Consider the following 19,229-nt stretch of genomic DNA (forward strand, 5'->3'; position numbering starts at 1 on the left):
GACCGAAGATAGAACATATAGTTCATCGAGGGAGGAAATTTCTAGCTCATTTAAAGGCGCGCAAGAGAAGCCGAAAAAGGAAAAATTTTGAAAATAGTTTTAGCAACGTCAAACTCCGACAAAGTACGCGAAATAAAAGATTTTTTAAAAGGCTACGAAATTTACGCGCTGCGCGAAATTTGCGAGCCGTTTGAGATCGCCGAGGACGGCGCGACTTTCGCCGCAAACGCGCTAATCAAAGCTCGCGCCGTGCAGGCAAAACTGCGCGAGCTAAATTTGGCGGACGAGTTTGTCGCGCTAAGCGACGATAGCGGAATCAGCGTGGAGGCTCTTGGCGGCAGGCCCGGGATATACTCGGCGAGATTTAGCGATATGAACGAGCGGGGGCAGATAACGGGCAAAAGCGCGAGCGATGCTAGCAACCGCGCAAAGCTGATCTCGGAGCTAAAAGCGCTAAATTTGAGTAGCTCGCCCGCGTTTTACACCGCCTGTATCGCGGTTAGCTCAAAGTTTGGCGACTTTACGGCGCACGGCTTTATGCACGGTACGGCAATCGACGAAGAGCGCGGTAGCAACGGCTTTGGCTACGATAGCCTCTTTATCCCAAAGAGCTTTACGCGCACGCTTGGCGAGCTAGACGATGCTACAAAACTAAAAATCTCGCACCGCTCAAAAGGGCTGGAGCTTATAAAGTACGTTTTAAAGAGCCTTGAAGCGAAATTTAGGCGCTAGATTGAAACGTGAAAGAGAAAGTAAATTTGCGGGGCAAAAATCCGGCTAAATTTGCCGTTTCTTAACGCTAGCACGGTATAATCGCGCAAATTTAAAATTTGAGACGAAGATGAATCTGGTTTTATTCGACTTTGACGGGACGATCACGCGCGACGACTCGCTGCTCGAGTTTATCGCCTACGTCGTGGGATTTAAGAAATTTTTTAGAGGGATTTTTTGGCTTTCGCCCGTTTTGATCGGTTATAAGCTAAAAATTTGCAGCAACAACTACGCTCGCAGGCGGCTGATGACGCACTTTTTCGCGGGTATGAGTGCGGATAAATTCGCTCAAATTTGCAAAAAATACTCAAATACGCACATCGAGGATATCGTGAAATTTTCCGCGATGGCAAAGATCGCCGAGTATAAGGCAAACGGCGACAAGGTCGTGATCGTGACGGCGTCGCTCGAGGACTGGCTGGCTCCGTGGTGTCAGGCGCAGGGGCTTGGGCTGCTTGGCACTCGCATCAAGAAAAAGGGCGGCGTGATAACGGGTGAGATAGACGGCGCCAATTGCTATGGCGCGGAGAAGGTGCGCCGCGTGCGCGAGGCGTATGACACGGACGCCTTTGAGCGCGTGATCGCATACGGCGACAGCAGGGGCGATAAGGAGATGCTGGAGTTTGCCGACGAGGCGCATTATAGGGTGTTTGAGTGAAATTTAAAAAGCCAAGACGTAACCGAGCCTTGGCTTTTGCGCGGTTAAAATGTCAATAAATAATTAAATAGTTTAAAGAAATTCTCTTTGGTCTCTTTGTCTATCTTAATTTCGCCTCGCTCGACTTCATTTTTAAATTTACTTGATATCGCGCTTGATTTTTTATCCATTTCAAATTTTGTTCTCAAATCGGTGCTGAAAAAATCCTCTATTTCTTTAAAATTAGGATATTTTTCCTTAAATTGTTCATTGTTCAGTATTGCTATAAATTTATTGTCTTTTAGTTTCGCCATAGCTTCTCCTGCCTTATCGTCGTCGACCAAAAGTAGCGCCCTGCCGTCTTTTGCCATTCTGGCTAGCGTTTTTAGTCCATTTGCTATTTTTTCTTGAGTAGGCGTAGCAACTGTATTTCTACTATTTTTAGTTTTATTATCCACCTTGCCAAGTCCACTTATCGGTAAAAACAGTAACTTCTCCTCGCTGTTTCGCTCTTTTTCGTATAAAAAATTCATAGCTGTTAAGTAATTGTAATCGGTTATCCCCTCGACGAAAATAAGCTTATCATCGTAGCCTACTAAGCTAAGATACTCAACCCCAAGACTTCTTTTTATTTCGGCTAGAGTGTCGGCTTCGTGATCCGGTATTATGGAAAAATCATTTACTATAGTTGAGCCTTTGCTACTAGATTTTACTATCCTTATCTCGTCAAGATGGCGAATGTCTAAAATATGATTTGAATGAGTAGAAACGATAAAAGTTATACCGCGTTTTTGTCCAAATTCTTTTAAAAATTTACGAATATCTTTTTGAGCCGGTATGCTTAGGTGATTTTCTACTTCGTCTATCAGGACTACATCTCCATTTCCTACTTTGTCTTGATATAAAAAGTTAAAAAATAGATTAAAAAATTTTTTAAAACCGACGCTTTGCTCACTTAGGCTTATCGGTTCGCCGTTTTTGGTTATACTTAATGAAATATTTTCAGCCTCTAATACCACCTCGAATTCATAAATTTCACTATTTGCGGTTTTGTAATACAGCTCATTAAATCTTTTATTTACGGTATCTTTTATGGATTTATTTACGTCTTTTTCGGCTTTTTTGTAAAAACTTGTAGTTTCTTTTTCTTTGGATATTTCATAGGATGTTTGTACTTTAACTATATCTATGCCGGCGGCTCTAAATAGCGCTTGGAAAAACTGGTTATCTGCTATACTATCAGGCTTGGTCTGTAAGTCTAAATTTTTAATTTCCTTCTCCTGGTAGAAAAATATGTTCGGCATTTTTGTATTATTTTTTTTAATTTCATTTGTAGTTATAGGATCGGGCAATATGATTTCTCTATGTCCATATTGCAAGCTCCCGCAATACTCTTTTAGTCTCCTTGAAATAGTACATAATTGTTCATAATACCCTTTGAGCTCTTTAAAATTTTTCTCCGAGGAAGCTTTATTAATTTCTTTTCTTAAATTGTAAATTTTTATTCTATCGTTTGCTATTTTACTATTTCCGACTATATTGTAGCTGTTTTCAAGATACCATGTGATAATTTTTTCTAAATCGTCAAAACATATTTCTACCTCATTCGTGTAAGATAAGACATTAGTATCCTTCGGTGTCTTAGGTGTGTATTTGATATACGGTTTCTCGACCGAGTCTAGAAAATTCGGCTCATCGCTTTTATCTAAAATCCTATTTTGCAGAGCATATATAGCAGAAAGAACGTTGCTCTTTCCAACATTATTTTCGCCTAAAAGCACTATTAGCCCACCATCCTGCGGTATTTTTAGTTCCGCCGGCGCGTCTATGCCTATATTTCTATAGTTTGAGATACTGATTTTACGCATTTTTTTCTCCTTTGATATTTAGCTTAAATCCGAGCGCATTATAAAACTGTTTTAACGCTTCTAGTTTTTTATCGTCATCATCGCTCAGCTCTTTTTTTCGGGATCTATTATTTGATGTTATTATCTTTTCGCATTCGAGCAGATAGCCTAAAATAGGGTCAAAAATATCGACCTGAGTTAGCTTTTCTATGAAATTTACCTTCACTTCGTTATCCTTTTTTAGTAAATTTGTGATTTGTTGTTTTTTGTCTTCGCTTCTTTGATTTTCTGGCATCGATATGTTGTTTAAGATGAACGATATAGCATCCATTTTGTTGATGTCGTTTTGGCAGACGTAGTCGAAAAATCTCAAAATTTTAGAGTCGAATTTATCTCTTTGCCCAATTTCGTATAGTTCTATAAATTTATAAGCCGTAGGACGGGAAATTTTTAAAAGCTCTGCTAAATCCACTAGCCGCAAATCTATCTCTTTTAACCGTTCTCTTAGTAACTGTTTTTTTACCATTTTTACTTCTTTATTTTTTATCAAATCATAGCTTATTTTATAAAAAATGTCAATATATATTTTACATATTATGTAAAAATAAAATTATACAAACTAAGAATAAATGTAAATTTTAGCAACTATGCAAGCAGAATTATTTTATGTTTAGTTGTATATAAAATGAATAATCTATGCAGAAGGAAGATAGTACATGTTTAGTAATACTTTCGCGTATCGCGCCTAGAATTCGGATAAACCATTCGTCGCTAACAACGCAAAAAAAAATAATGACACGCGATACTTTTACTGTGAATGCTACCATGTAAAATCGCTAAATTTCAGCCGCCGTCCATTCGTCTAAAATTTTACTAAAATCGTCTATCATCGTCTTAAAGTCGTATTTTAGCTTGTTTTGCTTTTGCGCGATCTGTTTTAACGCCGTTAAAAAATACTCGCTTATTTTTTGCTTTTGCTCTGCATGCGAAAGCTCGCTAAACTCGCGCTCAAAATATATCCGCACGCCCGTTTTGCCCGTATCTTTTCTAAATGGCGCGTACTCAAATCTATTTCGCAGATAGTAGCCGCCCTCGCTGCGTTCCTCTTCGCTCATCATCTCGCGCAGTAGCTCCCAGGCGCGCTGCGAGCTTAGGCGCGGCTCATCCGGCGCTATGATGTAGTTCGTGCGGCAGTACTCGTCGTCAAAACTAAACGAGCAGTCTAAATTTATATAGTTTATCTCGCTGCCGTAAATTTTAGGCCTCATTTTGGCGTTTAGCGCAGGCTGGAGCTCCTTAAACAGGCTATCTATCACCGCGCGCGAGTTCTCGTAGCAGTTTTTGATGCCGATCGAGACTCGGATGGGATTTTTAGGTATCCAGTTGCGCTGGCTAGCTAGCTTGACGTCTTGGATTTGCTCTTTTACGGGGCGTTTTAGCGTTTTGCCCTTATCGTCCGGACTAGGGTTAAAAAACGTCTCGTTATCTTGCATGCTTAGCCCCGTTTTGCGCTTTGACCAGTGCGCCTCTACAAAGCGCGGTTCGCCGCTAGCGTTTAAAAAATAGGTCATATACTGCCCGTTAAAATATCTGCCGCGAAGAGCTTCTAGGCTCTCGCGCTCGCCCCAGCCCGTTATCGCTAGGCATTCGCAGATTTTTACGGCTTTGTTCCACTCGATGGCGTTTTGATAAAAGGCGTATCGGTCAAATTCCGCCAGCAGGGGCCCTCGCATTAAATTTAAACCCTTTTCGCGCAAAAAATTTTCTAGCTCTCCAAGGCCTTCTATCGCGTAAATTTTTTCTAAAATTTCATCCATTTTTTCCCTTAAATTTCGGCTTTAAATTCCATCTTTTTTATCTTTTTATTATCTAAACCGTATGGCTCTAGCACGCGGTTTAGATTTGTAACCACAGAGTTTTCGTCGTCTTTTAAAAAGCGCTGCGAGAGGGCTTTTAGGTGAGGCAGCAGCCGCTCGTCCGTCAGTCCGCATACGGCTTGCAAGGCGATCGTCACGACGTAGGGCTCCTCGTCGCTTAGTCCTAAAATCAGCGTTTTTAGATATTTGCTTTTATTTTTCAGCTGCCCTAGCGCGTAAAAGCACGTAACGCGAATGGAATAATTAGAACTAGTCGCAAAATGTTCGATCTTAGCTCCGTAATCAAGCTTTGCATTTTCTAGCAAATACGTATAAAATCTAAACGTCTGCGCCGCGCGCTCTTCGTCCTTTTGGTTTAGGATTTGCGCGGCGTTTTCGTCTGCTACGGACATAAACTCCCTGCTAGCGGCCTTTTTGTCCTTTGCCCACCAGTGGATGATTTGTAAAAAAAATAGATAATCAATCTGCGCAAGACGCGCTAGATAGGCCTTACCCCGCGCAAAATCGTTTGCGCATAAGATATTGGCAAGCTTCGCAAAATCCTCGCTATACGCCTCGTTTTTGATAAAACTTTCTATCTTATCTAAAATTTGCGTTTCAAAGCGAGGAGCTTTGTGCGTCAAAGCATCAAGGCAGTCGTTTTTTAGCTCCGTGTCGCCTCTGTTTCGCGCCTCTTCGTAAATTTGCAAAAGCTCGCTCGCGCTACCGCCCATATAGTAGCCAAACCCGCCCCCGCCGTCTTTTAGCTCGCCTGATATCGCCTCGTCTAGCCACCTTTCGTACCAGTCTAGGAAATTTGACTCAAACGCAAAAACGGGCTTATATAAGTCGAAGTCTAAATTTACTATCCGTCCGCGAAACTCGCCCTCTATCACGATAGCGGTTTCAAAGCTGCAGCCTTGCGTGCCGATTAACAGCACGCCGCCTAGGATTTTTTCTTCCTCGTTTTCTTCGTCGTCGCACTCTTGCTCGTACGCAAAACCTCCTATAGCTCTCCACTGCTCATCGCTCATTTTAGGGCGTAAAAGGCAGGGATTTGCTAGATACGTCGCGCTAAATTTTAGAGCGTCTTTTATAGGGTAGATGCCGTAAAAAGGCCCCGGCGCGCTGCCGTCAAACCCGCCCCCGCCGTCAGCGATCTCTAGCAAAAATGCTCTAAAATGAGCGGGCAAGCTTACGCCGTATTTTTTCTCTAACGCGGCTAATTTCTTTTCTTCTATCGGCGCTTTGAGGGCGTATTTGTGGTTGCTTGCGCCGAAAACTTTTAGTTTTTTATCCGCTTTTTTGGCTATTTTTAGCTTTTCTTTGATGCGGTTTATCTGCTCTTTCATTTTTACCTTTTGTTTGCGCTAAATTTACGCTTGCGTTTTATAAAATCGCGCCAAATTTATGCCCGGTTTTTTGCCGGCTTTTGCCTTAGCGCCGCCTGCGCGCTTATTTGCTATGCATCCAAGCCGCAAAAGCTAAATTTACTCAAATTTAAACCATTTTTAGCACTTCGACTATCTCGCCCTTTGCGATAAATTCGGTCTCTTTTGGGATGATTAAAAGCGCGGCGTCATTTGTTAGGTTATTTACGATCGCCGAGCTGCCCATCTTTTTGCCGTCTAAATTTACGTAAATTTTGCCGCCCAGATTTACTAAATTTACCGCCGTAAACTCCAAAAACGGTGAGCGCTTTTTGTAATCCTCGTCCATGATCGCCGTGATTTTGGGCTCGCTAGCGCCAAACCACGCGTTTAGCAGCACGCGCACGTAGAGCACGCACATCACCATCGCCGAGTACGGGAAGCCCGGCAGCGCAAAAATGTATTTTTCTCCAGCTTTTGCGACCTTGATGTGGCGTCCCGGTTTGATCGCGGCGCCGTCAATGATAATGTCGAAATTTTCGCCCAGCGCGCCTTTTACAAAGTCGTAGTCGCCCATGCTGATGCCGCCCGTGGTGACGAGTACGTCGGCTGATTTTAGCGCGCGGACGATGGCGTCTTTTACGAGCTCGGCGCGGTCGCGCACTATCTCGCACAGTACGGGTTCGCCGCCCATTTTGCGCACCATGGCTGCGATACCTACGTGGTTTGAGCTGTGGATCTGCGCGGCGTTTTCTAGCGGCTCTCCGAGGTCTTTTATCTCACTTCCCGTCGCTAGCACCGCGACTCGCGGCCGCACGAATACGCTAACGTTAAAGATCCCAAGCTCGGCTAGCAGCGCGGTCTCGGCGTAGCCTATCGTCGCGCCTTTTTTGATTAGGATTTCGCCTTTTTTGTAGCTTTCGCCGACTTCGCGCACAGCAAAGCCCCTCGGCACGGGTTTTTTGATAAGGATCTTGCCACCTGATACCTCGACGTTTTCGACCGGGATTAGCGTATCGGTACCTTCGCTCATTAGCGAGCCGGTGAAGGTTTTGACGCATTTTACGCCTTCTACTTTTAGCCCTTTGTCGCTACCTGCGGGTAGGTCGGTGATGAGATCTAGCTCGCTTAGGCCCTCTTGCCACGCAAACGCGTAGCCGTCCATCGCCGAGACGGGACGCTCCGGGTAGTTGTCCTGAGCCGCGATATCTACGGCAATACGGCGATCGAGTGCTTGCGTGAGAGTGACCTTTTCTACGCGGTCCCACGGAGCCAGCGTAGAGTGCAAAATTTCAAGAGAGGCCTCGTAACTCATAAATTCTTTCATTTTTTATCCTTTTTTGATTCCCCATAAATGACGGATTTTAAGCTTTAAAATTTTAAACCCGTTTCGGTTACGGACGACCGGTCCGCGCCCTCACGGGTTAAAATTTTAAAGTTAAACTACGCCTATTATGTCTGGAATATTTCTGCCGATTTTACTAAATTTAATCGTAAATTATGCTAATAAAGCACAGAAGTTTATTATCAAGCCTGCAAAAAGCGCGCAAATTTAGTTATAATAGCTCTTAAATTTAAGCAAAGGACAAGCTTTGAATCAAATCGCTAAAACGCCCCAAGACGTCGTTGCCTTACTCATAGAAAAAAGGAAAGAATTTGATGATCCCAAAGAATTTATCGTGTCGTTTGGCAAAGACGAGCTGGGCGAGTTTGAAAAGCTAAACGGCGATATGGATATGAAGGTCGGAGATTTGCTTAGCATGAGCCAAAGCGTGGGAAGCTCGGTCGGCGAGTCGCTAAAATCGGTCAAAAAATACTCCGCCGAGCTCATAAAAGCAAGCGATAAGATGAAGGAGGGCGGACTGGGCGCGAAATTTATAAATTTCTTACTCGGCAAAGACCTAGCCGCCGAGCTGGCTAGCAAATATCAAAGCGTGTCAAGCTTGTTTGAAGAAATAACGGCAAATTTAAAGCACTCTATAAATGTTTTAGAAGCTAGAAACGCCGAAATATCCGAGAAACAAAAGGAACTCTCGCTCATCATCGAAAGCCTAAAAGGCAAGATAGAAATTTTAAGCAAAACAGACGAGCTTGTCGAAAATTTAGCGGCAAATCAAACGGATGAGGAGCAGAAAAAATTTCTCCTCGAAGAGGCGCTATTTTACATCCGTATGCATCTGCAAAATTTGCGTCAAGTGCTAGTCGTGATGCAGCAAAGCCTCGCAAACTACGCTACTATCAAGCACAATAATTCGCTTTTAAGTTTCGCCACGCAAAACACGATCACGACTAGCATCACCGCGCTAAAAACCAACGTCTATATCGCAAGCGCCGCGCAGGAAGGTAAAAAGCAGCTAAAAGCCGTTTCTGAAATGGACAAGCTAGCTAGCGACGTCATCCTAAAAAACGCGCAGGACGTAAACGACACGGCGACAGAAGTGATGGCAAAGGTCGCAGGCGGCGCGCTAGATAATGAGAGCCTTGAAAAAGCGATAAATTTGATGATAGATTCGCTAGATAAGATAGAAAATTTCAAAAACGAGGCGCTGCCTAAGATGAAAGAAAATATCGCTAAAATCGCGCAGATGAGTAAGACGCTGGAAAGCAAGGTAAATAAGCTCGAAAAGATCGAGCAAAGCGACGTGTATAGCATAGAGTAGGGCGGAGCTAGGGTCAAATTTGACCTCGCAAGCGGCAAATTTAAAAAAGGTAAAAAATGGATCAAATTTTAGAGCTTCTTGGCAACAATCTTATATTTTCCGTTCCGCTGGTTATCGTCGTAGTTTTTGCCTTGATTGAGGTTATTTTGATGATGACCGGATTTTCGGTGCTTGAGCCAATAAACGGGCTGTTTGACGGTGCTGAGAGCATCGATGTTCCGGGTGCTGAGCTACTAGCGTGGGCAAACAAAGGCGGCGTGCCTAGCACCGTTTTTTACGGGATTTTGTTTATGAGTTTTGGAGCGTGCGGGCTTTTTATTATCGGCGTTTTTTACGGCTTAGCCTCGCCTGCGTGGTATATGAGCGCGGTTATAGCCGCGGTTTCGTTTTTTGCCGCTTTGGCTTGGACTAGATGGGTGAGCTTGCTTGCAGCAAAGTACCTGCCTCAGGTGCAAACGTCGGCCTTTAGTAAAAAGGAGCTTCTTGGCTGCGAATGCGAAGTAAAAGACTATAAAATCACAAAAGAGCAAGGCGGAGACGTCAAGGTCACGGATAAAAACGGCAAGGAGCGTTTCGTCTTTGCAAGGGCTGCCGATGAAAACGAGCTTATAAAAGGCGATATCGCGCTCATCGTTAAAATCGATAAAAATAACTTTTACGTCAGGAAAAAATCATAAATTTAATCAAAGGAGAGTGGTATGAACATTGACGGGATGACGTCTTTAGCCGTATTTGTCGGCATAGGACTCTTTTCTATCGTTATCTTAGGTATCGTTTTTTCAAGGCTTTACCGAAAGACGACAAAGGAGCTTACGTTCGTGCGAACGGGATTTGGCGGCGAAAAGGTCGTCGTAGACGGCGGCGCTTTGATACTGCCGATACTGCATGATTATATCGACATAAATATGCAGTCGATGAAAGTTACCGTAGCTCGCTCTAAAAGCGACAGCTTCATAACCAAAGACAGGATGCGCGTAGATATCACGGCTGATTTTTACATCAGAGTGGGCGAGGATAGAGAGTCTATTTCGCGCGCGGCGCAGACTCTGGGTAAAAAGACGGTCGATCTAAGAGAGCTAACCGGGCTGATAGAAGGCAAGCTCATCGCCACGCTTCGCTCGGTAGCAAGCTCGATGGAGATGAAAGAGCTACATGAAAAAAGAGATGAATTTAGCTCTCAGGTCAAAAACGCCATCGAAGCTGACCTATCTAAAAACGGCCTTCAACTAGAGTCCGTATCTCTTACGTCGCTTGATCAAACAGCAAAAGAGTTTTTTAACGAAAACAACGCCTTTGACGCAGAGGGTTTAACAAGCCTAACTCAAACCATCGAGGAGCGCAAAAAGCTACGAAACGATATCGAGCGCTCGACCGAGGTGCAAATAGCGCAGAAAAACTACGAGACGCAGTCGGAGAAATTTGAAATCCAAAGAAAACAAGCCGAGGCCGAGGCTACGCAGCAAACAAAAATAGCAAATTTCCAAGCAGAACAAGAAGCGCTAAGGGCAAAAGAGGCCGAAAGTAGGCGCAAAGAGGCCGAGGAAGCCAAAATCGTAGCAAACAAAGCTATCGAAGAAGCGCAGATAAATAAAGCTCGCGCTATCGAGACGGTCGAGATAGAAAAGGCAAGAGCCATCAGAGAAGCCGAGATAAATAAAGAAAAAGCCGTCGAACTGGCAAATCAGAGCAAAAATATAGAAATCGCTAAAAAGGTCGAAGAGGAGGCTGCGGCTAAAACGTTAGCCAACGAGAAAAAGGCGCTAGAAGCCGCGTCTTTTGAAAAGATCAAAACGTCATCCGAGACCGAGCAGGCCGAGCGCGCTAAAAAGCTAGCGCTAATCGAAGCGCAAAAAGAGGCCGAGCAGCTCTCTATCGAAAAAACCGTCGCCGCAAAGGCTGAAAAAGAAGCCGAGGAAAACCTAGCCGAAGCCGCTAAAATCAAAGCTATGGGTGCTAGCGAAGCGCTAAAAATCAAGGCTACCGCCGAAGCTGAAGCTATAAAGATAACCGCCGAAGCCAACAGGCTAAACTATGAGGTTGAGGCTAAAGGTAAAACAGAGATAAACAATGCCGAAAACATTGTCTCTGCGGAGATTTTGGAAAATAGATTTAAGCTTGCATTGATCGAGTTTATGCCGCAAATCATCGCCCAGGTCGTAAAACCGGCTGAGAAAATCGACTCTATCAAAATCGTGCAAATGGCGGGCCTTGGCGGCGCAAACCAGGGCAGTGCGGGCTCAAATACCAACGGCGGAGTTAGCAACGCCGGCGCTTCGCTATCCGATCAAATCGTAAACGCGTCTTTAAACTATAAAGTAAACGCGCCTATAATAGACGACCTAATGAAGCAAGTAGGTATCGACCTAAACGGCGGGATACAAAATATCACCCAGCCTCTGCGTAGCGGCGAAAAGTTAGGTAGCGCCCCTGATTTAAACGGCTCCGAGCAAAAATCTAATGCTGCAAAAGGCGGAAAATAGCTTAAATATAAGGCTCGTAAATCCCGCCCCGCCAGTGTGCGACGCAGTTACGGATTTTGAGCCTAAATTTTAAAAACTAGGCAATAATGATAAATGCGGATAAATTTAAATCGCCGACGGTTTAAATTTATCTTGCCTTGGCGTTTGATTCAAGCTAGCTTAACGGGCTTGGCGTGCGGTTTGATTTGGGCAAAAATTAAAACTATAAGCATGAAATTTGCACGCCTCGTTAGGCGCTTTTGAAATTAGCCAAAAAACGGCCAAATAGGGCAAAAACCGCTCGGTAAACGGACGCGGCCAAATTCTTTTAGCAAATTTAGCTTTATGGTTTTGTCGCTAGAGGCCAGCGACCGATTTTTCCAAATAGCTCAAACGGTAAAGACTTACTTAAAATATAAAACTAAAATTTAGCATTAAATTTTTATCCTTACGGCGTTTTTGCACTCGGTTTTCTAAAATGGTTAAAATAGCGTTTGGGGCAAATTCGGTAAAACTCTCGTCTATAAATTTGCGGCAGTTTCTTAAGCAACCAAACGCTTCTAAATAGTAAATAATCAAAAATCAAAAAATAAACAAAGGCCTTCAAATAACGATTTATCGCGACGATACGAGAGCGATTTGATATTAAACCGCGAAGCGGCAAAAGAACCGAAATAGGCGGCTAAATTTATCTAATTTGTATATTTTTGCAGCTTTTCAAAGTCTATTATCAAAATTTCATGCGGCGTGATGCGCCTGATGACGTCTTCTTTTATGAGTTCGTTAAATGCGGTGCTGGCGCTTTGGCGCTTTAAGCCCACGAAACTAGAAAGCACCTTAAGCGAAAACGGTAAAAAGACGTATCTATAGCCGTTTTGGGTCAAATTTTGCTCTGCGGCAAGCTCGATAAGGAAGTTTGCTATGCGACCTTTGGCGCTTTCAAAGAGTATGGATTTTATGATTTGGTGTTGCAAAAGCGCGATGTTTGCGAGCGAGTCGGCATAGGCCTTTGCGAAACGCTCGTTTTTTAGCAGTTCGCCGACGTCGCGCACGTCGATGAAGTAAATTTCGCTATCCTCTAAAATCTCCAGCGCGCAGGCGTCGCTTAGGATCGTGATGTTGTCTTTTTGCAGGTTATAAAGGATAAATTCCTCGCCGTCTTCGAAAAACGCGAGCTTGCCGGAGCCGCTTTTAAATATCGCGACGCTGATGCCTTCAGCGTAAACCGTACTGCCTTTAGTTAGGACGCGGCGGTTAAATTTAGCGATTTCGTCATTGCTTAAAGACGAGACGACGTTCGTTTCTAGTAGTCCTAACCTTGATCTTTTCACGTTTTTGCCTTAAATAAACTCGTATTTTAGCCTACGCAATATTAAATAACATTAAAATTTATTATCCCGCGAGTAAATGACGCTTAAAGCTAAAAAGCAGACTAGCTAAAAGAACAAATTTGTGTATCCTTAAATAAAAATATTAATCTTTAAATCAAATTTATGCTTACAGCCGCGCTAAGCCGCTCTGGCGCATCGCGGGTATAAACTGCGGCGCCGATTTTACCGCGCAAAACGGCTCGTAAAGGACGGCAAGTTTTGCTTAAATGGATTTTTTGAAAAGATTTCAAGGCCCAAAATGCTTAAGCCCCCAGGCGGCAAAGCTAAAGGGCATCTACGATAAGCGCGGTATAAAAAGTGGGTTTTATGGGCGTTTGCGATTTTTAGCGGATAAATTATATCCGTCGCAAGATACCTTCCAGGCTAGGTAGCTTGCTCTAGCTTTGCAAGCTTGGATTCCCCGAGTCAGGGCGGCAACGAACGCGGAGCGCTATGTTTAGCGGCTTTAAATTTATCGCATATTTGCCCCAGCTAGCGCCTTCTTTTGAGTCGCCTACGCTAAATTTTACCGCCGCGCGCCTGTTTTATGGTTTTTACTTTACTTTTTTAGCCGAGAAATTTGGGCTAAATTTATCCTTTTATGAGCCTAAAACCGCTAAAATCGCTAAAAATTTAAAGGCTAAAAATGTTTAACGGACTAATTCGCGAGATCGCGCAGGTTGCGAGCTATTCGCAAAATACTCTGCGACTAAAAGCCGCGTACCGCCCGAATTTAGGCGATAGCGTCGCGGTAAACGGCGCGTGTCTTAGCGTGACGGGGCTGCACGCAGACGGCTTTAGCGTGGAGCTTAGCGCCGAAACTAGGGCGCACATCGCGACGGAAAATTTGCGCGGACGCGTGCATATCGAGCCTGCGATGCGGTTAGCCGACCGCGTGGATGGACACCTGCTGCAAGGCCACGTAGACGCTATCGGCGAGGTCGCGCGCATAGAGCGGCGCGAAAACGGGGTTGATTTTTATATAAATTTGCCCTCTAGCGTCATGCCTTTGATGGCGAACAAAGGCAGCATCGCAGTTGAGGGCGTGAGCCTCACGATCAATGAAGTTTTGCCGACCGGCGTGCGCCTAACGATCATCCCGATCACTTTTCGCGAGAGCTTGTTCGGCGAGTTTGAGCCGGGACGCCGCGTAAACGTAGAAAGCGACCTGCTCGCGCGCTACGTAGCTAGGCAGCTGGAGTTTTGCCGCGGTGCCAAAAACGACGGCAAAAGCGAGATCAGCTGGGACGAGTCGCAGCATATCGCGAGCCTTTATTAGGCCTGACGGGTTAAATTTAGCGAAAATGAATCGGGAAATTTTAGACGTAGTTTTTGAGAGCGAGCGCTTGAAGCTTGGCTTTACGACGCGATTTGGTGGAGTGAGTGATGGCGCGTACGAGGGGTTAAATTTAGGGGATCACGTCGGCGACCTGCCCGCAAATGTCGCGAAAAATCGCGAAATTTTAGCCGAGCAAATCGATGTCGCGCCTAGCAATCTAAAATTTATGCGTCAAATTCACTCAAACCGCGTGGAAATTTTGCGAAATTTTGATGATGAGTTACCGCCCTGCGACGGTGTGATAACCGCGCTTAGGGGCGTAGCGCTTTGTGTTTTGGTTGCCGACTGTTCGCCCGTTTTGATCGCAGACGAGAGGCGCGGCGTGGTTGCTGCCGTGCATGCGGGCAGAGCGGGCGTAACGGGTAAAATTTGCACGAACGCGGTAAATTTGATGGCGAGCGAGTTTGGCTGCGAGGCGGGCGATCTGCGCGTATTCGTCGGCGCAAATATCAAGGTGCGAAACTACGAGGTTGGCGGGCTTGATCTGGGCGAGTTTAACCGCTATAAAAATGGCGGCAAATTTGGTATGGAGGCTGCGCTGCGGGACGAATTTGCGCAGCTTGGCGTTGAGCGAGTGGAGTTTGATCCGCGCTGTACGTTTGAGACGAGGGAGCTATTTTCCTACCGCAGAGATGGCGTCACGGGGCGATTTTGCGGTTTTGCGATGAATAAAATCTCGTCAAAATAGCTGTATATGGCCTAAATTGGGCGTAGGCGAACGCGCGGCCAGGCGAGTTTAGTTAAAATTTCATTTATGTTTATTAAAAAGGGCTAAAATTTAAACCGTAATCTCATAAAATAAGGAGCCAAAATGAGAAAAATTTTAGTTTGTTTGATTGTTGCCGCGAGCGCGCTTTTTGCGGCGCAAACGAGATCCTCAAACGAGATGACTAGCGTCCTTGCGAGCGTGCCTACAAATTCGGCAAATAAGCAGTTTGAAGACGCGCTGGCGATGTACCGAGTGTCGGATTTTAGCGAAGCAGCGAGACTCTTTAATCTAGCGTGTGAGGGCGGACACGCACGGGCATGCTATGATATCGGCGCGATGATCGCTAGCGGAAAAGTCGCGGCGAGGCAGCCTGAGACGGCGGCTAAATTTTACGAGCGAGCTTGCAAAATGGGCGATAAGCTGGGCTGCTACGCATTAGCGTACGCCCACCAGACTGGCGTCGGCGCAGTAAAAGACGAAGCGCGAGCGTACGAGCTCTATAAAAACGCATGCGAGCTGGGCCTAGCTAAAGGCTGCAACGAGGCGGGCTACATGAGCGAGCGCGGCATGGGCGTAAACTCGGACGTCAAAGCCGCGGTTAAATTTTACGAAAAAGCGTGCAAGATGGGGCTAGAGGTCGGCTGCGAAAACGCTAAAATCTTAAAGCGTTAAGCCAGGCTAGAGCCTTAAATTTAACTCGGTCGCGTGTTTTGCGTCTTGCTTTTCGTAAAAATGCGCCCGAGTTTCGCGCTAAATCTAAATGCTTTACTCGCCAAGATACGATTGGTCTTCGTAAATTCTTAAAAATTATTCAAATTTTGCTTTTGGCGATTAAGAGAACTATTTGGTGTATAAATTTGCAAAATAAAGCCGTAAATCTAAAATTTAAAAATCTCTCCAAAAATAAATCCAAATTTTAATCTATTTTTAGCTATAATTTGATATCAAATATCAAAAATAACCAAAAGGAAAAGCATGAAAACACGTAAAATTTTTGCCGCTGCGATACTTGCGGGAGCCGTTTGTTCGGCGCAGGCGCATATGTTTTGGGTGGACGGTGCAAACGACGAAAAGGCGGGTAAATTCGTCGCAAAAATAGGTTATAGCGACGATTTTCCAAACTATGAGCCTATAATGCAAGAGCGCGTCCATCTTTTTGCGCCCGTTACCCTGATCGGCAAAAACGGGCAGAAAAAAGAGCTAGCGCAAAGCGGCGAAAACTACCGCTACGAGGGCGAAAAGCTAAGCAAAGGCACCTATATCCTGCTTGCGCGGCAAAATCCGATGTATTCGCTAAAAAAGCGCAGCGACGGTAAGTGGATCATCGGCAAAAATAAGCTTGATCTAAAAGATTTAAGCGACGTGCAAATCTGCCGCCTGATGACGATAACGTCCAAAAAAATCCTAAATTTAGGCGAAGCAGACGACTTTGTCGCTAAGCCCGTCGGAGAGAAAATCGAGATCGTGCCGCTGAAAAATCCGGCCGGTTTTCGCGTGGATAAGCCCTTTAAACTGCAAGTTTTGGCCGACGGCAAGCCTCTAGAACGCGCCAAACTAACCGGCACTTTTGCGGGATTTTTAGAGGATAAGCGCGCGTTTTACGGTATGACCGACGCGCAGGGCATCACCGAAGTCGTAGCGCTGAGGCCTGGCTTTTGGGTGTTTGAGGTAATTTATGGAAGGCCTTATCCGGATGCCGCAAAATGCGACAAAGAGACGCTAAAAACGACGCTGGGCTTTGATATAAAAGAATAAATCGGCGTAAATTCGGGCTTTGGGTAAAATTTGAGCCCGAATTTACCTTAAATTTCATATAATCGCTTCGTAACCTAACGCAAAAACGAGGAAAAATGCCGTACGAAAATTTTAAATCAAAAAATCCTCTCGCGGCAAAAATCGCCGCAAATGCGAGAAAATTTGACGTCCAGACGCTGCAAAACGAGCAGCTCGTAAATTTGCTTTTAAACGAGAAAAAGATCGAAATCTCTAGCGAGCAAAAAGAGGCCGTCGAGCGCGTATTTACGGGACTAATGAAAATAGAAGAAAGCGTGCAGCTAAGTGGTTAGTTTGCTAAATTTGACTCCGCTGCCTAACCCGCAAAAACTCCAAGTATCATCTAAAACGCCGTTTCTCCGCCCAAAACCGCAATATCCGGTTTTTATCAAATTTGATGTAAAATGACGGCGCGACATCGCAGTCAAGAAAGCTAAAAAACGTAAAATTACAATCTAAAATCCAAAGCAAAGGAGAAGATATGCTGTTACTTAAAAATGCCGATCTATATGCACCAGAGCACATCGGCAGGAGCGACGTTTTGCTCGGCGGAGGTAAAATTTTAGCCGTTTCTAAAGGGCTTGATTTTCGAGTTGAGGGGCTTGAAATTTACGATCTAGAGGGCAAAATTTTAGCACCAGGTCTCATCGATCAGCACGTGCACATCACGGGCGGCGGAGGTGAGGCGGGTTATCACTCGCGCACGCCCGAAATAACGCTATCCGGGATCATCCGCTACGGCACGACGACGGTCGTAGGCACGCTGGGTACAGACGGGTGCACGAGGAGTCTCGAAAATCTCTACTCAAAGGCTAAGGCGCTCGAATACGAGGGTATTTCGACCTTCATCCACACGGGCTCTTACGCTCTGCCTAGCGTTACTTTTACGGGCTCCGTCACGCGCGATCTGGTTCTCATCGACAAGGTCATCGGCTGTAAGATCGCGATGAGCGACAACCGCGGCAGCTACCCGACCTCCGAGGAGCTCATCAAGACCCTGACGCAGATACGCATCGGCGGAATGATCTCGAAAAAAGGCGGCGTACTACACATGCATATGGGCGGGCTTGCGGATAAATTTGACCTGATTTTTAGCGTGATCAAGGACTATTCGTTCCCGGTTAATTACTTTTCGCCGACGCACTGTGCGCGAACTAAGGAGCTCTTTGACGAGGCGATCAAATTTCAAAAAATGGGCGGCTACATCGATATCACGAGCGGCGGAAGTAAATTCGCCCCGCTTCACGAAGCCATCGCCTACGGGCTTGATAACGGGCTAAATTTAGAGCGCCTAACGATGAGCTCAGACGGTAACGGCAGCGTGCCTAGATTTGACGAAAACGGCGCGTTGGTCGGCTACGGCTGCGCCTCGTGCGAGACGAATTTAGAGGTCTTGCAAGCCTGCGTGAAAAATAAAATTCTAACCATCCCGCAAGCGCTGAGCATGATGGGCAAAAATGCCGCAAAATACCTAAATCTAAGCGGCAAAGGCGAGATAAAAGTAGGCTTTGACGCTGATTTTGCGGTATTTGACGAAGCCCTAAACCTAGATAGCGTGATCGCCAAAGGGGAGTTTTGCGTTAAAGAGGGCAAGCTCGTGAAAAAGGGATTTTTTGAGTAAATTTAGAGCCAGCCTAATGTAAGCGCGTGAATTTAGTTATTTATGCGCTAAAATTTAATCGGCACGGTTAAATTTAAGTACGTTTGCGCCTTTGGTTAGAAAATTTAGCTTGCGTATTTATTATAAACGCAAACCCCTAGTTAAATTTATTCATTAGATTAGGCTTTACCGGGCGGGTAAATTTGCATACGGTTTTAGGGACGCTAGGCTTAATCTAGCTTTTTACTGTTTTACCGTTTTTGCTAGTTATTTCTTATTCGTAAGGATTATAATCTACGTATAAAAATACTCGGCTTTAAGCCGGGTATTTAGCTAAGCGCATTTGCGGTTAAATTTATCCGGTCGCTTTAAATTTAAATCTATTTTACGAGTCTATATAAGCGCAGCTACTCTTTTTTAAATTTAGAGTTTAGTTTAAAGCTCTTTTTTACTCGGGTCTAGATTCTTTAGATAGCTTGCGGAGTCTTTGAGTAATTTATGCGTAGGCTAAATATATAAAGCGTTTTTGGATCGCTTAAGGCGGATTTACGCCTTATAGACGTAAATCCTAAGAGGGGAATTTATTAAGAGTTGGTTATCTCTATATAGTTTACTCCGCCTTGGGTTACCGAGTTAGCGCTTAGCAGGTCAAAGTTTGAAAGACCGGCTAGTTTAACTAGGTTATCGTTGTTATCTAGGGTTTTATTGCCGTTATCGTCTCTTACTAGGTATGTATCGTTACCGTAGTATACAGCATAGATAGTATCTGCGTCCGTAGAGCTTAGGCTGCTTAAAGCATCGTTTATAGCCGTCTTTACGTCGGCTCTGCTATCTACGT

Annotated in this window: 19 protein-coding genes; 12 read left to right on the plus strand and 7 right to left on the minus strand. The window is 44.8% G+C overall.

Annotated elements, in window-relative coordinates; translation table 11 throughout:
* The first annotated feature begins 87 nt into the window (after window positions 1–87).
* Together RYL88_RS05160 and RYL88_RS05165 are read left to right on the plus strand one after the other, a co-directional pair.
* Window positions 88–732, plus strand: coding sequence for a non-canonical purine NTP pyrophosphatase (locus RYL88_RS05160; RefSeq protein WP_314989512.1), 645 nt, complete (start codon window positions 88–90; stop codon window positions 730–732).
* Window positions 733–841: 109 nt separating this feature from the next.
* Window positions 842–1,429 (plus strand): HAD-IB family hydrolase, encoded by a 588-nt coding sequence (locus RYL88_RS05165; RefSeq protein ID WP_314989514.1) that lies wholly within the window; start codon window positions 842–844, stop codon window positions 1,427–1,429.
* Window positions 1,430–1,473: 44 nt separating this feature from the next.
* Here RYL88_RS05165 and RYL88_RS05170 read toward each other — a convergent pair whose 3' ends face one another.
* From RYL88_RS05170 to RYL88_RS05190, 5 genes are all read right to left on the minus strand, one after another.
* On the minus strand, window positions 1,474–3,276 hold the full coding sequence (locus tag RYL88_RS05170) for an AAA family ATPase (protein WP_314989516.1): 1,803 nt from the start codon (window positions 3,274–3,276) through the stop codon (window positions 1,474–1,476).
* Window positions 3,269–3,781, minus strand: coding sequence for a hypothetical protein (locus RYL88_RS05175; RefSeq protein WP_314989518.1), 513 nt, complete (start codon window positions 3,779–3,781; stop codon window positions 3,269–3,271). The genes RYL88_RS05170 and RYL88_RS05175 overlap by 8 nt, the downstream gene beginning before the upstream one ends.
* 310 nt (window positions 3,782–4,091) lie before the next feature.
* Window positions 4,092–5,072, minus strand: a complete 981-nt coding sequence (locus tag RYL88_RS05180) for a hypothetical protein (RefSeq protein ID WP_314989519.1) — start codon at window positions 5,070–5,072, stop codon at window positions 4,092–4,094.
* Between the two features lie 8 nt (window positions 5,073–5,080).
* The gene (locus tag RYL88_RS05185; RefSeq protein ID WP_314989521.1) at window positions 5,081–6,463 is read right to left on the minus strand and encodes an SMI1/KNR4 family protein; all 1,383 of its coding nucleotides are present in this window, start codon (window positions 6,461–6,463) and stop codon (window positions 5,081–5,083) included.
* A 148-nt stretch (window positions 6,464–6,611) separates the two neighbouring features.
* A complete protein-coding gene (locus tag RYL88_RS05190; protein ID WP_314989523.1) occupies window positions 6,612–7,808 on the minus strand; it encodes a molybdopterin molybdotransferase MoeA in 1,197 nt (398 codons plus the stop codon).
* A 265-nt stretch (window positions 7,809–8,073) separates the two neighbouring features.
* Here RYL88_RS05190 and RYL88_RS05195 point away from each other — a divergent pair, with 265 nt between their 5' ends.
* From RYL88_RS05195 to RYL88_RS05205, 3 genes are read left to right on the plus strand one after another with little or no spacing between them, the layout of a single operon-like run.
* Window positions 8,074–9,141, plus strand: a complete 1,068-nt coding sequence (locus RYL88_RS05195; protein ID WP_314989525.1) for a toxic anion resistance protein — start codon at window positions 8,074–8,076, stop codon at window positions 9,139–9,141.
* Window positions 9,142–9,197: 56 nt separating this feature from the next.
* Complete coding sequence (locus tag RYL88_RS05200) at window positions 9,198–9,818, plus strand: OB-fold-containig protein (RefSeq protein WP_314989526.1); 621 nt, start codon at window positions 9,198–9,200, stop codon at window positions 9,816–9,818.
* A gap of 21 nt (window positions 9,819–9,839) precedes the next feature.
* Window positions 9,840–11,621 carry a flotillin domain-containing protein gene (locus RYL88_RS05205; RefSeq protein WP_314989528.1) on the plus strand — a complete coding sequence of 594 codons (1,782 nt, stop codon included), beginning with the start codon at window positions 9,840–9,842 and terminating at the stop codon, window positions 11,619–11,621.
* Window positions 11,622–12,292: 671 nt separating this feature from the next.
* On the opposite strand, the gene RYL88_RS05210 is transcribed toward RYL88_RS05205, so the two are convergent.
* Window positions 12,293–12,931, minus strand: coding sequence for a Crp/Fnr family transcriptional regulator (locus RYL88_RS05210; protein WP_295141179.1), 639 nt, complete (start codon window positions 12,929–12,931; stop codon window positions 12,293–12,295).
* 492 nt (window positions 12,932–13,423) lie between these two features.
* Here RYL88_RS05210 and RYL88_RS05215 point away from each other — a divergent pair, with 492 nt between their 5' ends.
* The 7 genes from RYL88_RS05215 (at window position 13,424) to iadA (ending at window position 18,412) form a co-directional block, all read left to right on the plus strand.
* A complete protein-coding gene (locus RYL88_RS05215; protein ID WP_314989530.1) occupies window positions 13,424–13,624 on the plus strand; it encodes a hypothetical protein in 201 nt (66 codons plus the stop codon).
* Entirely contained in the window at window positions 13,617–14,249 is a 633-nt protein-coding gene (locus RYL88_RS05220; RefSeq protein WP_314989531.1) for a riboflavin synthase, read from the plus strand. Before RYL88_RS05215 ends, RYL88_RS05220 begins: the two co-directional genes overlap by 8 nt.
* Window positions 14,250–14,274: 25 nt before the next feature.
* On the plus strand, window positions 14,275–14,997 hold the full coding sequence (locus tag RYL88_RS05225; RefSeq protein WP_314989532.1) for a polyphenol oxidase family protein: 723 nt from the start codon (window positions 14,275–14,277) through the stop codon (window positions 14,995–14,997).
* 123 nt (window positions 14,998–15,120) lie between these two features.
* Entirely contained in the window at window positions 15,121–15,690 is a 570-nt protein-coding gene (locus RYL88_RS05230) for a tetratricopeptide repeat protein (protein WP_314989533.1), read from the plus strand.
* Between the two features lie 303 nt (window positions 15,691–15,993).
* Window positions 15,994–16,773, plus strand: a complete 780-nt coding sequence (locus RYL88_RS05235; RefSeq protein WP_314989534.1) for a DUF4198 domain-containing protein — start codon at window positions 15,994–15,996, stop codon at window positions 16,771–16,773.
* Between the two features lie 95 nt (window positions 16,774–16,868).
* The gene (locus RYL88_RS05240; RefSeq protein ID WP_185899323.1) at window positions 16,869–17,084 is read left to right on the plus strand and encodes an acetyltransferase; all 216 of its coding nucleotides are present in this window, start codon (window positions 16,869–16,871) and stop codon (window positions 17,082–17,084) included.
* 188 nt (window positions 17,085–17,272) lie between these two features.
* Entirely contained in the window at window positions 17,273–18,412 is a 1,140-nt protein-coding gene (gene iadA, locus RYL88_RS05245; RefSeq protein ID WP_314989536.1) for a beta-aspartyl-peptidase, read from the plus strand.
* Window positions 18,413–18,975: 563 nt separating this feature from the next.
* Here iadA and RYL88_RS05250 read toward each other — a convergent pair.
* Window positions 18,976–19,229 (minus strand): hypothetical protein (locus tag RYL88_RS05250; protein WP_314989538.1); only part of this gene is annotated, 254 nt, incomplete at its 5' end.

This window comes from uncultured Campylobacter sp. (assembly GCF_963517995.1).
GTDB lineage: Bacteria > Campylobacterota > Campylobacteria > Campylobacterales > Campylobacteraceae > Campylobacter_A.

Coding starts and splice junctions, on each gene's coding strand:
- RYL88_RS05180 (WP_314989519.1), bottom strand. CDS start 5,072: ATGGATGAAATTTTAGAAAAAATTTACGCGATAGAAGGCCTTGGAGAG.
- RYL88_RS05175 (WP_314989518.1), bottom strand. CDS start 3,781: ATGGTAAAAAAACAGTTACTAAGAGAACGGTTAAAAGAGATAGATTTG.
- RYL88_RS05165 (WP_314989514.1), top strand. CDS start 842: ATGAATCTGGTTTTATTCGACTTTGACGGGACGATCACGCGCGACGAC.
- RYL88_RS05230 (WP_314989533.1), top strand. CDS start 15,121: ATGAGAAAAATTTTAGTTTGTTTGATTGTTGCCGCGAGCGCGCTTTTT.
- RYL88_RS05200 (WP_314989526.1), top strand. CDS start 9,198: ATGGATCAAATTTTAGAGCTTCTTGGCAACAATCTTATATTTTCCGTT.
- RYL88_RS05205 (WP_314989528.1), top strand. CDS start 9,840: ATGAACATTGACGGGATGACGTCTTTAGCCGTATTTGTCGGCATAGGA.
- RYL88_RS05185 (WP_314989521.1), bottom strand. CDS start 6,463: ATGAAAGAGCAGATAAACCGCATCAAAGAAAAGCTAAAAATAGCCAAA.
- RYL88_RS05220 (WP_314989531.1), top strand. CDS start 13,617: ATGTTTAACGGACTAATTCGCGAGATCGCGCAGGTTGCGAGCTATTCG.
- iadA (WP_314989536.1), top strand. CDS start 17,273: ATGCTGTTACTTAAAAATGCCGATCTATATGCACCAGAGCACATCGGC.
- RYL88_RS05170 (WP_314989516.1), bottom strand. CDS start 3,276: ATGCGTAAAATCAGTATCTCAAACTATAGAAATATAGGCATAGACGCG.
- RYL88_RS05215 (WP_314989530.1), top strand. CDS start 13,424: ATGTTTAGCGGCTTTAAATTTATCGCATATTTGCCCCAGCTAGCGCCT.
- RYL88_RS05240 (WP_185899323.1), top strand. CDS start 16,869: ATGCCGTACGAAAATTTTAAATCAAAAAATCCTCTCGCGGCAAAAATC.
- RYL88_RS05235 (WP_314989534.1), top strand. CDS start 15,994: ATGAAAACACGTAAAATTTTTGCCGCTGCGATACTTGCGGGAGCCGTT.
- RYL88_RS05190 (WP_314989523.1), bottom strand. CDS start 7,808: ATGAAAGAATTTATGAGTTACGAGGCCTCTCTTGAAATTTTGCACTCT.
- RYL88_RS05225 (WP_314989532.1), top strand. CDS start 14,275: ATGAATCGGGAAATTTTAGACGTAGTTTTTGAGAGCGAGCGCTTGAAG.